We start from the raw sequence: 13,796 nt of genomic DNA on the forward strand, positions 1-13,796 counted from the left end.
GTAGGGGTGAACGGCATCCACTGGGGATGGGGGCTGCACGATGAGCGAGAAAACGGCGCGCCACCCGTACTCCGTGCTGCACGATCGTTACCGCATCGACTCCTTCGTCGGCAAGGGCGGAATGGCCTCCGTCTATCGCGCACACGACCAGATGCTCGGTCGAGACGTGGCGGTGAAGCTCTTCGAGCCCGCGCCGGCCAACACCGAGGAGCTCGCGCGCCAGCATCACGAGCTCGCCGTGCTCGCCAGCCTGAACCACCCGAGCCTCGTCACACTCCACGATGCGGGAATCGACCGCACCGACCCCGACAACCCGCGCCGCTTCCTGGTCATGGAACTCGTGAAGGGCAAGAACCTCAAAGAGGCGCTCGCCGAGGGGCCGATGACCCGTCGTCAGGTCGCCCAGCTCGCATACGACCTCGCTGAGGGACTCGAGTACGCCCACCACCACGGCGTGGTTCACCGCGACGTGAAGCCGGCCAACATCCTGCTGGCCGAGTACACGAGCCACGGGGTGCGCACGCGGGCGAAGCTCGCCGACTTCGGCATCGCACAGTCACCCAAGAGCCTGCCCGAGAACAGCGGCTCCGCCACGGGAACGGCCGCCTACCTCAGCCCGGAACAGGCCCGAGGCGAGGCGCTCGGCCCCGCGAGCGACGTGTACTCGCTCGGTCTTGTGCTGCTCGAAGCATTGAGCGGCCAACCCTCGTTCACCGGCCCCAAGCTGCAGGCCGCGATGGCGCGGCTCCTCGACGACCCCGAGGTGCCCGACGACCTGCCCGTCGACTGGCGGATCGTGCTCACCGGCATGACCTCGCGCACGATCGCCGACCGGCCGGCCCTGGGCGAGATCATCCTGTTCTTCCGTCGCGCCTTCCTGACCGATTCCGCTCGGCATGGCGCACCCGCGGCCTCGGTTCTGCCGAACGACGAAGCTGCCCGTCTTGCCGCCGTCAGGCGCTACGACGTGCTCGACACCCCCGCGGACGGCACGTTCGACCGCATCACGGCACTCGCCGCCCGACTCTTCGATGTTCCCATCGCCATCGTCAGCATCGTCGATCTCGACCGCATCTGGTTCAAGTCTCATCACGGCCTGAAGATCTCGGAGACGGGCCGCGACGCCGGCCTCTGCGCCTCCGCCATCCTCGGCGGCGAGGCGTGGGTGGTGGATGACGCGTCGTTCGACCCGCGGGCGATGGCCAATCCGCTCGTGGCCGGGGAGTTCGGACTGAGGTTCTACGCCGGAGTGCCCCTGACCACGCGTGATGGGCACAATCTCGGAACCCTCTGCGTTCTCGACTTCGAGCCCCGCCAGACGAGCCCCGACGAGCTCGAGACCCTGACGGACCTCGCCGCGATGGTCATGAACGAACTGGAACTCCGCCTCGAGCTGCGCCGCGCTTCCGGCGCAACGGAAACGGTCAGTCCCTAGTCCTCAGAATCCGGCAGAGGCGTTGTCGAGCAGCGCGATCTCCGAAGCCGTGAGTTCGAGGCGGGCGCCTTCGAGCAGATCGGGCAGCTGATCGATCGTGCGGGCAGAGGCGATCGGCGCCACCACGGTCGGCCGGGCCAGCAGCCAGGCCAACGCGACGCTCGCGATCGCGACGCCCCGCGCATCCGCCACCGTTGCCAGCGCGGAGACGACGCCGAGGCCCTCGTCTGTCAGGTAGCTTTTCGCACCCGCCCCGCGGCTGCTCTGGTCGAGGTCGGCGGTCGTGCGGTACTTGCCAGTCAGGAACCCGCTCGCGAGTCCGTAGTAGGGCAGAACGCCGAGGTCGTTCCGCTCGGCGACGGGAGCGAGGTGCTGCTCGAAGGCGGAACGATGGACGAGGTTGTAGTGCGGCTGCAGGGCGACAGGGGCTGCGAAGCCGTTTCGACGGGCGATACCGACCCATTCGGAGACCCGCTCGGCCGTGAAGTTCGAGATGCCGACGTAGCGCACCTTGCCGGCGGTGACCAGCGCATCGAAGGCGGCCACCGTCTCTTCGAGAGGAATGTTCTCGTCGTCGTAGTGCGCGTAGTAGAGATCGATGTAATCGGTGCCGAGACGCGCGAGACTCGCGTCGGCCGCCGCAGCGACCGTGCGCGCAGAGAGACCGCGGAACTCGGGGTGCTGGCTCACCTTGGTCGCGATCACGACATCCGATCGGTTGCCCGCGTCCGCCATCCATCGACCGATGATCGTCTCGGACTCGCCACCCGAATTGCCTGGAACCCAGGCGGAGTAGGCATCGGCGGTGTCGATCAGGTCTCCTCCACCGGCGACGAAGGCGTCGAGCACCGCCCGCGACGACGGCTCGTCGCTCGTCCAGCCGAACGTGTTGCCCCCGAGAGCGAGGGGAAAAACGGTGAGATCCGATGAACCGATTGTGGTCACGACACACTCCTTCGACTGTTTTACATCACTGAGAACCACCACGTACTTTAGAACGGGCCACCCGCCCGGCAGGCCGCAGTCGTTCCGCAGACAAGATACCCCCGAATCCCTCCCAATCGAGTGAAAGGGGTGATCTATGAGGTGAAAGCTTCGATTCCGGAGACTCTCGCGCTTCCCCTATGACCGAACTGGCGGTAATGGAGTAATCCGGCACGCTACGTACAGTGTCAAGCGATCTTAGTCAAGGCGGTGCTGCAAAGGATACGTGTCGCCTATCATTGCGTTCGTGACTGACCCCCGAATCAAAAGAACCCGCCTGCACGTCCTCGAGACGACCCGTCGTATGCTCTCGGAGCGCAACGGCGAGACGATCACCCTGAGCAGCCTCGCGAAGGAGGCGGAGGTCTCCCGACGCACGCTCTACGTGCACTGGGGGACCATCGAGCAGGTCATCAGCGAGGCCGTGAGCCTCGCGCCCGGCAGCGACGGATTCGATCCCGAGGGCCTGTCGAATCGCGAGCGGGTCGTGCACTTCCTGACCAGCGTGCGCGACGGCATCCACGAACCGATCACCAAGGTGGCCCTGACCTCGCTGATCCACCACGCGACGCAGGAGGACAAGGCAGTCGCTTCGATGGACGACATGAGCGACAAGCGCCTCGAGCAGTTGCGTGAGCTCATCGGCCCCGTCACCGAGGAGCAGTTCGCCCAGCTCGTCGGGCCGGTCTACTTCAGCGAGCTCGTGCTGCACAAGCCTGCATCCGACACGCTCATCGAGAGCCTGGCAGACGTCGCCGTCGAGCTGGTCGGCGCCGGAGAGCCCGCCGCCTCGAAGTGACCTGACACGCCGATACGGCGTGTCCTCATTAATGCGGCTGTCCGATACCGCACCGCGCGATCTACGATTGCCGGAGGCGGGGGCGCCCGGCCCCTCCTCTCCTTCGGAGCATGAGGAATGGGGTCGCGGTGATTCAGAACCCGGTCTCGCGCGCCGAACGCCTCCTCCGGCCGGTGGCCCAGCTGCACGGTCAGACACGTCTGGTCACCGCCGCCTTACTGATTCCCGTCTTCGCCGCGGTGTTCTGGTTCACCATCCCTCGCGGAACCTGGCCCCGTGTGCTGGTCGCGCTGGTGGTCGTCACCGTCGTCTACGCCCTTGCGTCTTACCTGCTCTCGCGTGTGTCGATCCGCATCTCGCACGACTGCGTGAGCGAACGCGGCTTCTTCACCACCAACAGGGTCGCCAGCAAGCGCATCGAGAGCGTGCTCATCCTGACGGTCTACCGGGGTCAGTCGCTCGAGACGGTCCAGCAGCTCTTCCTGCTCGACACCACCGGCGATGCGCTGCTGCGCATGCGTGGGCAGTTCTGGTCGGTCGACAGCATCGAGGCCTTGGCCTCCGCGTTCGACGTGCCGGTGCGTCGCGTCGAAGAACCCATCACCCGGGCCGCGCTTCGTCGTGACTACGCGCCGATCCTCTACTGGTTCGAGCGGTGGCCGTTGCTGGGCGCCGTCGTCTCCGCGGGCGCGATCGCGGGCCTGTCCCTCGTGCTCATCCTGCTGATGTCGCCCGAGAACCTCGTCGTCGGCTAGCCCTCGTCGACGAACCGCAAGGTGAGGGTGAGTGTGTGCCCCTCCTCATTGTTCGCGTAGATCGCCTCGCCCCGAGCGCCGGCCAGCGCACCAGTGCCCGACCCCGGAACGATGCTGCCGAAACTGTGACCGTCGTCACCCTCGGCGAGCCCGCCGTGCTGGATGACCAGGGATCCGGCGCGACCGCCGATCACGCCGGTGAACAGCTCGGACGCCACATAGCCGGCGCCGACGGGGTTGCTCGCCATCAGCAGTTCGGCCGCGCTCTCCCCCTCGATGTCGCCGGTGAAGACCTTGGTGACCGTCACCCGGGCGAGCTCGCTGCGCTCCCCCTCGTCGCCGTAGGAGGACTGCTCCCAGCCGATGATCTCGAAGGGGGCGATGAAGGGAGCGTCGTCGGTCATGTGGCGATCCTAGAGTGTCATGCCCATCAGCGCACCGACCTCGGGCTCGGCCGGCAGTGCGACGAAGCCGAGGCGGGAGTAGAACGCGATCGCCGACGTGTTCGACGGATCGGCGACGAGGTGCAGACCCCGCACACCGCGGGCCCGCAGCGCGTCTGCGAGGGTCTCGATGAGCATCCGGCCGAGGCCCCGCCTCTGCAGCTCGGGAAGCAGGTCGATGTGAAGGTGGGCGGGATACTCGTCGACCCCGGGCACGAGCATCCGCTCGGGGCGCAGCCCGGCCGCGAGCACCCCGTGAGGGCCGTCGTCGGGTGCGTCGGTGGGCACTTCGGCGGGCACCGCGTGACGCGCGACGAAACCGGGCAGCCACTCGGCACGGTACCGGCGAACGAATTCGCGCGTGTCGGCGGTGCCGAGGATGTAGCCCGCGACCCGCTCGCCCGTATCGACGACGAACGCGAGAGCCGGGTCGAAACGGAGGTACGGCGCCGCATACACATCCGCGAGGATCGCGGGGTCGCCCTGACCGGTGCGCACGCAGACATCGTAGACGTGCGACTCGTCGCCCTCACGAAACGGCCGGATGCTCGGTTCGGCCATCAGCGTCGGCGCGCGTTGCCGAAGATGCCGCGCATGACCTCGGTGAGGATGGTCTTCGTGACGGGCGATCCGAGCACCTGCTCCATCGGCGTCTTCGACGATCGGCGGGTCGACGACGACCTCGTCGTGGTGCGGCGAGGCTGAGCCTGCCGGGTCACCCGGTCGTACTCGGCGTCGAGTTTCTTCTGCGCGGCCAGTCGCTCCTTCTCGGTCTTGGCGGCCTGCACCGCGGCTGCCGTCTCGGCCTCGGCCCGAGCGGCGGCGGCGGATGCGGCGTCGAGGCGACGGGCCAGCATCTCCTTCGCCGAGTCGGGGTCGACGGCGGTGCCGTAGCGCGCGAGCAGCGGCGACGCCTGCACGGTGGCCTGCATGTCGGCCGCCGGCGTGGGATCCATCGAACCCTGCGGGGCGCGCATGCGCGTCCACGCCACCGGAGTGGGCGCACCCTTCTCGTTCATCACCGTGACGATCGCCTCGCCGATGGCCAGGCTCTGCAGCACCTCGCCGAGGTCGTATTCGCTGACCGGATACGTCTGCACGGTCTGCCGCAGCGCCTTGGCGTCGTCGGGGGTATGGGCCCTCAGCTGGTGCTGCACGCGCGAACCGAGCTGGGCGAGCACATCGCCCGGAACATCCTTCGGGGTCTGCGTCACGAAGAAGATGCCCACGCCCTTCGAGCGGATGAGGCGCACCGTCTGCGTGATGGCCGACAGGAAGTCCTTCGAGGCGTTCGCGAAGAGCAGGTGCGCCTCGTCGAAGAAGAACACCAGCTTCGGCTTGTCGATGTCTCCGACCTCGGGGAGGTCGTTCATGAGATCGGCGAGCAGCCACATGAGGAAGGTGGAGAACAGCGCCGGCTTGTCCTGCACCCCCGGAACCTCGAGGAGGCTGACGATGCCGCGACCGTCGGATGCGAGCCGCAGGAAGTCGGCCGTGTCGATCTCGGGCTCCCCGAAGAAGACATCGGCGCCCTGGTCGGAGAACGTGATGAGCTCGCGCAGGATCACTCCGACGGTGGCGGGTGCGAGGCCGCCCAGATCTTTCAGCTCGCCCTTGCCCTCGTCGCTCTGCAGGTAGCTCAGAACCGAACGCAGGTCGGCGAGGTCGACGAGCGGCAGACCCTGCGCGTCGGCGTAGTGGAACACCAGCCCGAGGCTCGACTCCTGCGTCTCGTTGAGGCCGAGCACCTTCGACAGCAGCAGAGGCCCGAAACTGGTGATCGTCGCCCGGATCGGCACTCCGGTGCCGAGGCCGCCGAGGGTGAAGTACTCGGTGGGGAAGGCGGTGGGCTTCCAGTCCTGGCCGATGCCGCGGGTGCGCTCGGTGAGCTTGTCGCTCGATGCGCCGGGTGTGGCGATGCCCGACAGGTCGCCCTTGATGTCGGCCGCGAAGACGGGCACGCCCGCGGCGGAGAGCTGTTCGGCGAGCCCCTGGAGCGTCTTCGTCTTGCCCGTTCCGGTCGCTCCGGCCACGAGGCCGTGCCTCGCGACCATGCCGAGCGGGATGCGCACCTGCACGTCGGCGAGCGCCTCGCCGTTGACGAGCGCCCCCATCTGCAGGGCCTCGCCCGCGAAGTCGTAGCCCGCCCGCACCGCGTCGACCGCCGCCGGGCTCAGAGGCCCGGATGCGATGGGCTGCGCGGGCGCGACGGGCTGCGTGGATGCGATGGGCTGCGTGGGTACGACGGGCTCCGGATCGACCGGCGCTGCAGCGGCCTGCGCCTCAGCGGCTCGCCGTGTCGCCGCGGCGAGCGCCGCCTCGGCCGCATCCGCGGCAGCCTGCGCCGCGGCCGCCGCGGCCTTCGCCTGCGCGAGTGCGGCAGCAGCATCCTGAACAGAACCGTCGTCGTTCGTCATACACAGACTCTACCGACGAAGCCCGCACTCCGATCGACGAGTCGACTTGCCTCGTTTCGCCGCCTTCCCGGGCGACAACGCGGCAGATTCGGGCAACTCGGCGACGCTGTGGACAACTTCTGTGAGCATTCACGATTGTGGGCATAGTGAGCGGGTGAGTCCGGTCCCTCCCAAGCGAATTGTCTTCCCTGCCCGCGCGTTCACGGTGGCCGAGGCGCGAGCGAACGGTGTCACGGAGAAGCGCCTCCGCGCCCGCGACCTGACGACGCCGTTCCACGGCCTACGCCTCCGCGCCGGGTGGGAAGACGGACTTCCGCCCGCGATGGTGTTCGAGGAGAGGTGCCGCGCTCTGGCACAGACCCTTCCTCCCGAGGCGGCCTTCAGTCATGCGACCGCTGCGGCCCTGCACCGCCTGCCCCTGCCGACCGAGTTGCAGAACTCATCTCTGCACGTGACGGTGCCTCGCGGCCGGCGCGCGCCTCACCGCCACGGAGTGGTCGGGCATCAAGCCACTCTGTCACCCGGTGATGTCGATGCCCGGTTCGGCTTCGGGGTGACAACGCCCGAACGCACCTGGTGCGATCTGGCTGCGGTTCTCCCCCTTGCGCCGCTGGTCGCGATCGGCGACCGTCTCATCCACCGCTCCCTCCCCCGGACAGACCTCGCCCGTCTCGCTCTCGCCGTCACCAACCACGGTTCCGGGCGGGGTGCCAGGCTTCTCGCCAGGGCACTTCCGATGCTCGACGACGGCAGCGAATCACCGATGGAATCGTGGCAGCGAGTGATCATCATTCTGGCGGGGCTGCCCACGCCCGTCACCAACTACGAGGTATACGACGATCGGGGCGTGTTCGTGGCGCGCGTCGATCTCGCATACCCCGCTCTGAAGATCTCGATGGACTACGAGGGTGACCACCACCGCACCGACAAGAAGCAGTGGCGCCGCGACATCGCCCGATTCAGAAAGCTGAAGACGATCGGCTGGGATGCAAAGCGCTACACGGCCGACGACCTCACGGCGCCCGACGAGTTCATCGCCGACCTGGCGGCCTCGATTCGGGCCCGGTCGTAGCCGGGTTGCCCGAATCCGCCGCATCGGAGGCGGTCGAGCGGGCAGATTCGTGCAACTCGACGTCGCGCGGAGCCGGGGGGGCGGGCGGCGCGCTCAGCGCAGCAGCAGCGGGGGCCGGGTCGCCCACTCGGCCACGAGCTCGGTGCGCACGGTGACGCCCGTTCCCGGGCCCGTGGGAACACGAAGGCGTCCGTCGACCAGCTCGAACGGCTCGGTCAGATCGTCTGCGTAGTAGCGCTTCGAGGCCGAGGTGTCGCCGGGCAGGGTGAATCCCGGAAGCGCCGCGAGCGCCACGTTCGTCGCTCTGCCCAGCCCGGTCTCGAGCATGCCCCCGCACCACACGGGAACGTCGCGTGCGAGGCACACGTCGTGGATGCGCACGGACTCCAGGTATCCGCCGACCCGTCCGGGCTTCACATTGACGATGGATGTCGCATCGCGATCGATCGCATCGCTCGCGACGGCGGCCGACGTGATGGACTCGTCGAGGCACACCGGGGTGTCGATGGCCGCGGCGAGCACGGCGTGGCCGGCGATGTCCTCCTCGACGAAGGGCTGCTCGATGAGGAGCAGCCCGAACGCGTCGAGCTCGCGCAGGTGATCGATGTCGTCGAGGGTGTAGGCGGTGTTGGCGTCGACCTGCAGCAGGGCCTCGTCGCCGAGCAGCGCGCGCACCGCACCGACGGGCTCGAGATCCCAGCCGGGCTTGATCTTCAGCTTGATGCGCCGATACCCCTCTGCGACATACCCGGAGACCTCGTCGAGCAGCTCGTCGATGCTCGGGGCGATGCCCACCGAGACCCCGCAGTCGACCTCGTCGCGTGCGGCGCCGAGGTACCGCCCGAACGAGAGCCCGGATGCGCGCAGCTGGGCATCCAGAACGGCCGCCTCGACGGCGGCCTTCGCCATGCGGTGGCCGACCACGAAGCGCAGTCGCGCATCCAGTGTTTCGGCCGTGATGTCGGGCGCGGCCAACACGGCGGGCGCGAGGTAGTGCTCGATGACGTGCTCGCAGCCGGAGACGTACTCGCTCGAGTACACGGGGTCTGCCCCCGCCACGCACTCGCCCCAGCCCTCGACGCCGTCTGAGGTGACGACGTGCACGAGCAGCACGTCACGCTCGGTCTGGGTGCCGAAGCTGGTCTCGAACGGCCTGACCAGGGGCATCGCGAGGCGATGCAGGCTGATCCGCGCGATCTTCACGAGACGAGCGGAACGAGCCGGTCTTCGAGACCCCAGGCCTGGCCGTAGCCGCCCTCGGACTCCGGCGCCTTCATCAGGTCGAGGAAGGCGCTCGCGTCGAAGGCCTCCGGGCCGAGCACGCCGACGCCCGACCAGGCGCCCGTGCTGAGCAGCTCGAGCGCGATCACGGGGTTCAGGGCGGTCTGCCAGACCACGCACTGGGCCTCGTACTCGCGCATCGTCCATTCGTTGTCGCTGACGTGATAGAGGTAGACCTCGCGAGGCCGGCCGTCGACGCCCGTGCCCGTGACCCACAGGCCCGCGCAGGTCTTGCCCGACATGCGGGGTCCGAGGGTTGCCGGATCGGGGAGGCCTGCGGCGACCACGTCGCGCGGCGCGACCTCGACGGGGCCGTTCGCCGAGCGCACCCTCACGGGTACGGTCGAGTCGAGCCCCAACTGGTGCAGCGTCTTGAGGATTCCGATGAACTCGTTGCCGAGGCCGTACTTGAACGTGACCCGCTTGGCGTCGACCCAGCGCGGCATCAGCAGCACCTCCTCGTGCTCGACGTTGACGCACTCGACGTCGCCGATGCCCTCGGGGAAGGTGAAGACCTCGGGCTCCGAGAACGGCGGGGTGGTGAACCAGCCGCGATCCTTCTCCCAGACGACCGGAGGGTTGAGGCACTCCTCGATGGTCGTCCAGATCGAGAACGACGGGGCGAAGATCTCGTTGCCTGCCTCGTCGCGCACCACGAGGTTGGCGCCGTCGCGGGTGCCGAGCTCGTCGATCTCTGAGAAGAGGTGATCGGCGGCGTAGCGTGCGAACACGTCGCTGAGCCCGGGCTCCACCCCCATGCCCACGAGAGCCAGGCGGCCCGCGGTCTCCCAGTCGGCGGCCTGCGCGAACTGGTCGTCTCCGAGCTTCACGCCTGTCTCGGAGTGCGGGTCGGTGGGGTGCGGCTCCGACAGGCTCATCGCCATGTCGAGATAGTCGGCGCCCGCGGCGAGCGCGCCCGCGAAGATCGTGGGCACGAACTTGGGCTCGACCGCGTTCATCACGTGGGTGGCGCCGTGTCGCCTGGCGACGTCGGCGACGCTGTCGGGGTCGGATGCGTCGATCGCGTCGACCGAGAAACGGCCGGCGACCTCGCTGCCGTGTTTCGAGGCGATCCAGTCGACGGTGCGCTGCGCCCTCGAGATGTCGTAGTCGGTGACGACGATCTGCTCGTAGAACGACCGCCGCGCTGCGATCTTGGCAATGGCATCGCCGACGCCGCCGGCGCCGACCAGGAGGATTCTCATGGGTGAACGCTACCCCAGGCTCACCGCGCTCCACGAGACCGCCGGCAGGGTGATCGTGACGACGCCGTCGACGACGCTCGCGCTCGTGTTGGGGGTGAGGCCGACTCGGTTCTGATCGGCGAGCGTGTTCGCCGCGTAGACGTCGGCGTCGGCGAGCGTCGAGGCCTCGAGGATGCCCAGAGCGCCCAGGCCCGCGACGTCGATGGTCACGGTCGCCTCCTCGGTCTCGCTGCGGTTCACCAGGAAGACCGCGGCGGTTCCCGTCTCGGCGTCGAAGGTGGCGACGGCGTCGACCGTCGCGACCGTTCCGTAGTCCTTCGTGTCGTGCGTGTCGCTCTCGAGCTTGACCTCGAGCACCGTGCCCCGGGCGAGGCGCGAGGTGACGGAGAAGGGGAAGAAGGTGGTCTGGCGCCACGAGTCGCCGCCCGGTTCCGTCATGATCGGCGCGATCACGTTCACGAGCTGGGCGAGCGAGGCCGACTGCACTCGATCGGCGTGCTTCAGCAGCGAGATGAGCAGGCTGCCGAAGACCACGGCGTCGGCGACGGAGTAGACGTCTTCGAGCAGGCGCGGGGCGACGGGCCACTCCTCGACGTCGGTGATGCGATCGACCGTCTGGTAGCGCTCGATGTACCAGACGTTCCACTCGTCGAACGAGATGTTGATCTGCTTCGACGACCGCAGCTCGGCCTTCACGCTGTCGGCCGTCGCGACGACGGACTCGATGAAGTGGTCCATGTTGACGCCCGAGGCGAGGAAGCTCGTGAGGTCTCCCCCGCGCTCCTCGTAGTAGGCGTGGCACGAGATGTAGTCCACGTCTTCATAGGTGTGCTGCAGCACGGTGCGCTCCCACGATCCGAAGGTGGGCATCTGCGCGCTCGACGATCCGCAGACCACGAGTTCCACCCGCTCGTCGAGCTGGCGCAGGGCCTTCGCTGTCTGGCTCGCGATCTTGCCGTAGTCCTCCGCACTGCGATGACCGAGCTGCCACGGGCCATCCATCTCGTTGCCGAGGCACCACATGGTGACGCCGAACGGGTCGACCTGGCCGTTGGCGATGCGCAGGTCGCTGAGCGTCGAGCCGGAGCGGATGTTCGTGTACTCGACGAGGTCGAGCGCCTCCTCGACACCGCGGGTGCCCAGGTTGATCGCGAGCATCAGCTCACTGTCGACCTTCGTGAGCCAAGACGAGAACTCGTGCAGCCCGATCTCGTTCGTCTCGGTGGAGTGCCAGGCCAGGTCGAGCCTCCGCGGGCGGTCCTCCCGCGGGCCGACGCTGTCCTCCCATTTGAAGCCCGAAACGAAGTTGCCGCCGGGGTAGCGGATGGTGGTGGTTCCGAGCTCCTTGACGAGGTCGATGACGTCGCCCCGGAAACCTTCGGCATCGGCCGTGGGGTGCCCCGGCTCGTAGATGCCGTCGTAGACGCAGCGTCCGAGGTGCTCGACGAACGAGCCGAAGATGCGGCGATTGATCGCCCCGACGGCGAAGTGGGGGTCGAGGGTGAGGCGTGCGGTGACCATGGGTGTCTCCTGGTTTTTCAGGGGTGAGTGAGGTGAGTGGTGCTTCGCGAGCGGGACTACTTGAGGGCGCCGAGCGAGAGGCCGCCCTGCCAGTACTTCTGCAGCGAGAGGAATGCGATGACGAGCGGGATGATCGAGATGAGCGACCCGACGACGATGAGCGTGTAGAGCGAGGTTCCGCCGCCGTTGTTCGAGGCCGCGAGCGCCTGCCAGCCGCCCAGACCGACGGTCACGGGATAGAGGTTCTGGTCGCTGAGCACGGCGAGCGGCAGGAAGTAGTTGTTCCACGTTCCGACCACGGAGAGGAGCAGCACCGTGACGACAGCGGGGCGCATGAGCGGCAGCGCGACGGTGAAGAACGTGCGCAGTTCGCCCGAGCCGTCGACGCGGGCCGCGTCGAGCAGCTCGTCGGGAACGGCGTCGGCCGCGTAGACCCGCATGAGGTAGACGCCGAACGGGCTGAGCAGCGACGGCAGGATGACCGCCCAGATCGTGTTCGTGAGGTGCAGCTGCGACATGAGCATGAACGTCGGAATGACGAGCGCGGTGAGCGGCACCATGACCGAGCCGAGCAGGATCGCGAACGAGAAGTCGCGACCCTTGAAGGCGAACTTGGCGAAGCCGTAGCCCGCGAGCACCGCGAGCACGGTGGCGCCGACGCCGCCGAGCAGGGAGTACAGCGCGGAGTTGCCGAGCCAGCGGAAGTAGAGGCCGCCCTTGTAGGTGACGAGCTCCTGGATATTCGCCAGCAGATTGAAGTTCTTGTCGAACCAGAGCGCACCTCCCGTGCCCGTGAACAGGCCCTGCGGGTCTTTCGTGCTGGCGACGAACAGCCACCACAGGGGCAGCAGGAAGTACACGATGAGGATGACGAGGAAGACGTGCGCCGCGACGTTCGGCTTCTTCCTGACCTTGATCGGGCTCGTGATCGTCGTCATGAGAGGCCTCCCCGGCGCTTGCGGCTGGCGAATAAGAAGATGTACACCGCGATGAAGACCACGATGCCGAGCGAGAACGAGATGGTCGACGCGTAGTTGAACTGCGAGAACCGGAAGGCGAGATCGAACGCGTAGATGTTGGGCGTGAAGCTCGAGGTGATCGAGCCGTTCGAGATCGGCCTCAGCACCTGCGGCTCCGTGAAGAACTGCAGCGTGCCGATGAGGGCGAAGACGAGGATCAGGGCCATCGCGCTCGAGATCATCGGCACCTTGATTCGCAGGGCGATCTGTCGCGGCGTCGCGCCGTCGATCCGTGCGGCCTCGTAGATCGAGGGGTCGATTCCGCGGAGCGCCGCGTAGATGATGATCATGTAGTAGCCGGCCCACTGCCAGACGACGATGTTGAGCAGCCCGCCGAAGATGTTTCCCGAACTCAGGATCTCGGGTGCGCTCTGATTGACCACCGTGAAGAGGTCGGTGAGCGGCCCGAAGGTCGGGCTGTAGAGGAAGCCCCACATGAGCGTGCCGACGACGGCCGGGATGGCGTAGGGCACGAAGATGGCCAGCCGGGCGAAGCGCGACAGCCTCGTGGTGAGCGCGTCGAGCACGAGCGCCGCCGCGAGCGATACCGCCATCTGGATGGGGATGAGGATGACCGCGAAGCGGATGACGAACCAGATGCCCGAGAGGAACTCCGGGTCGGTGAACGCCTTGATGTAGTTGCCGGCGCCGGCGAAGATCGTGCCGGTGGCGAGGCCTTTGGAGAAGAGGCTGAGATAGAACGCGTAGGCCAGGGGCGCCACGAGGAAGACGAGGAAGATCGCTCCGAACGGAGCGATGAAGAGCCAGCCTATCCAGGGGCGACGCAGGTTGCGGCGCCGGGAGGGTGCTCTCAGCACGGCGGCGGGGTGTGTCATGTCAGTCCTTCGATCGACTGTGAGGAAAG

13 protein-coding genes are annotated in these 13,796 nt (G+C 67.7%); 4 read left to right on the forward strand and 9 right to left on the reverse strand.

Annotated elements, in window-relative coordinates; genetic code table 11:
* Window positions 1-40 precede the first annotated feature (40 nt).
* A complete protein-coding gene (locus tag ASF06_RS00985; RefSeq protein ID WP_055942224.1) occupies window positions 41-1,435 on the forward strand; it encodes a protein kinase domain-containing protein in 1,395 nt (464 codons plus the stop codon).
* Between the two features lie 3 nt (window positions 1,436-1,438).
* Here ASF06_RS00985 and ASF06_RS00990 read toward each other — a convergent pair whose 3' ends face one another.
* On the reverse strand, window positions 1,439-2,380 hold the full coding sequence (locus ASF06_RS00990; protein ID WP_055942228.1) for an aldo/keto reductase: 942 nt from the start codon (window positions 2,378-2,380) through the stop codon (window positions 1,439-1,441).
* A gap of 286 nt (window positions 2,381-2,666) precedes the next feature.
* Here ASF06_RS00990 and ASF06_RS00995 point away from each other — a divergent pair, with 286 nt between their 5' ends.
* Both ASF06_RS00995 and ASF06_RS01000 read left to right on the forward strand, forming a co-directional pair.
* On the forward strand, window positions 2,667-3,218 hold the full coding sequence (locus tag ASF06_RS00995; protein ID WP_157411948.1) for a TetR/AcrR family transcriptional regulator: 552 nt from the start codon (window positions 2,667-2,669) through the stop codon (window positions 3,216-3,218).
* 128 nt (window positions 3,219-3,346) lie between these two features.
* On the forward strand, window positions 3,347-3,973 hold the full coding sequence (locus ASF06_RS01000) for a hypothetical protein (protein WP_055942231.1): 627 nt from the start codon (window positions 3,347-3,349) through the stop codon (window positions 3,971-3,973).
* On the opposite strand, the gene ASF06_RS01005 is transcribed toward ASF06_RS01000, so the two are convergent.
* From ASF06_RS01005 to ASF06_RS01015, 3 genes are read right to left on the reverse strand one after another with little or no spacing between them, the layout of a single operon-like run.
* A complete protein-coding gene (locus tag ASF06_RS01005; RefSeq protein ID WP_055923966.1) occupies window positions 3,970-4,377 on the reverse strand; it encodes a DUF3224 domain-containing protein in 408 nt (135 codons plus the stop codon). The two genes, ASF06_RS01000 and ASF06_RS01005, sit on opposite strands and share 4 nt — an antisense overlap.
* A gap of 9 nt (window positions 4,378-4,386) precedes the next feature.
* On the reverse strand, window positions 4,387-4,977 hold the full coding sequence (locus ASF06_RS01010; protein WP_055942234.1) for a GNAT family N-acetyltransferase: 591 nt from the start codon (window positions 4,975-4,977) through the stop codon (window positions 4,387-4,389).
* The gene (locus tag ASF06_RS01015) at window positions 4,977-6,833 is read right to left on the reverse strand and encodes a helicase HerA-like domain-containing protein (RefSeq protein WP_055942236.1); all 1,857 of its coding nucleotides are present in this window, start codon (window positions 6,831-6,833) and stop codon (window positions 4,977-4,979) included. The genes ASF06_RS01010 and ASF06_RS01015 overlap by 1 nt, the downstream gene beginning before the upstream one ends.
* A gap of 154 nt (window positions 6,834-6,987) precedes the next feature.
* Here ASF06_RS01015 and ASF06_RS01020 point away from each other — a divergent pair, with 154 nt between their 5' ends.
* A complete protein-coding gene (locus ASF06_RS01020) occupies window positions 6,988-7,905 on the forward strand; it encodes a hypothetical protein (protein WP_157439028.1) in 918 nt (305 codons plus the stop codon).
* A 93-nt stretch (window positions 7,906-7,998) separates the two neighbouring features.
* On the opposite strand, the gene menC is transcribed toward ASF06_RS01020, so the two are convergent.
* Genes menC through ASF06_RS01045 form a run of 5 tightly spaced genes read right to left on the reverse strand, consistent with a single transcriptional unit; the run spans window position 7,999 to window position 13,767 of the window.
* Window positions 7,999-9,108, reverse strand: coding sequence for an o-succinylbenzoate synthase (gene menC / locus ASF06_RS01025; protein WP_055942243.1), 1,110 nt, complete (start codon window positions 9,106-9,108; stop codon window positions 7,999-8,001).
* Window positions 9,105-10,391 carry a saccharopine dehydrogenase family protein gene (locus ASF06_RS01030; RefSeq protein WP_055942246.1) on the reverse strand — a complete coding sequence of 429 codons (1,287 nt, stop codon included), beginning with the start codon at window positions 10,389-10,391 and terminating at the stop codon, window positions 9,105-9,107. Before ASF06_RS01030 ends, menC begins: the two co-directional genes overlap by 4 nt.
* A gap of 9 nt (window positions 10,392-10,400) precedes the next feature.
* Window positions 10,401-11,912 carry an arabinosylfuranosidase ArfA gene (gene arfA / locus ASF06_RS01035; protein ID WP_055942249.1) on the reverse strand — a complete coding sequence of 504 codons (1,512 nt, stop codon included), beginning with the start codon at window positions 11,910-11,912 and terminating at the stop codon, window positions 10,401-10,403.
* A gap of 56 nt (window positions 11,913-11,968) precedes the next feature.
* Window positions 11,969-12,850, reverse strand: a complete 882-nt coding sequence (locus ASF06_RS01040; protein ID WP_055923985.1) for a carbohydrate ABC transporter permease — start codon at window positions 12,848-12,850, stop codon at window positions 11,969-11,971.
* A complete protein-coding gene (locus ASF06_RS01045; protein WP_055942252.1) occupies window positions 12,847-13,767 on the reverse strand; it encodes a carbohydrate ABC transporter permease in 921 nt (306 codons plus the stop codon). The genes ASF06_RS01040 and ASF06_RS01045 overlap by 4 nt, the downstream gene beginning before the upstream one ends.
* Window positions 13,768-13,796 lie beyond the last annotated feature (29 nt).

Origin of the sequence: Agreia sp. Leaf244 (assembly GCF_001422695.1) — a bacterium.
Taxonomy (GTDB): domain Bacteria; phylum Actinomycetota; class Actinomycetes; order Actinomycetales; family Microbacteriaceae; genus Agreia.

Coding starts and splice junctions, on each gene's coding strand:
- ASF06_RS01030 (WP_055942246.1), bottom strand. CDS start 10,391: ATGAGAATCCTCCTGGTCGGCGCCGGCGGCGTCGGCGATGCCATTGCC.
- ASF06_RS01045 (WP_055942252.1), bottom strand. CDS start 13,767: ATGACACACCCCGCCGCCGTGCTGAGAGCACCCTCCCGGCGCCGCAAC.
- ASF06_RS01010 (WP_055942234.1), bottom strand. CDS start 4,977: ATGGCCGAACCGAGCATCCGGCCGTTTCGTGAGGGCGACGAGTCGCAC.
- ASF06_RS01040 (WP_055923985.1), bottom strand. CDS start 12,850: ATGACGACGATCACGAGCCCGATCAAGGTCAGGAAGAAGCCGAACGTC.
- ASF06_RS00985 (WP_055942224.1), top strand. CDS start 41: ATGAGCGAGAAAACGGCGCGCCACCCGTACTCCGTGCTGCACGATCGT.
- ASF06_RS01015 (WP_055942236.1), bottom strand. CDS start 6,833: ATGACGAACGACGACGGTTCTGTTCAGGATGCTGCTGCCGCACTCGCG.
- arfA (WP_055942249.1), bottom strand. CDS start 11,912: ATGGTCACCGCACGCCTCACCCTCGACCCCCACTTCGCCGTCGGGGCG.
- ASF06_RS01005 (WP_055923966.1), bottom strand. CDS start 4,377: ATGACCGACGACGCTCCCTTCATCGCCCCCTTCGAGATCATCGGCTGG.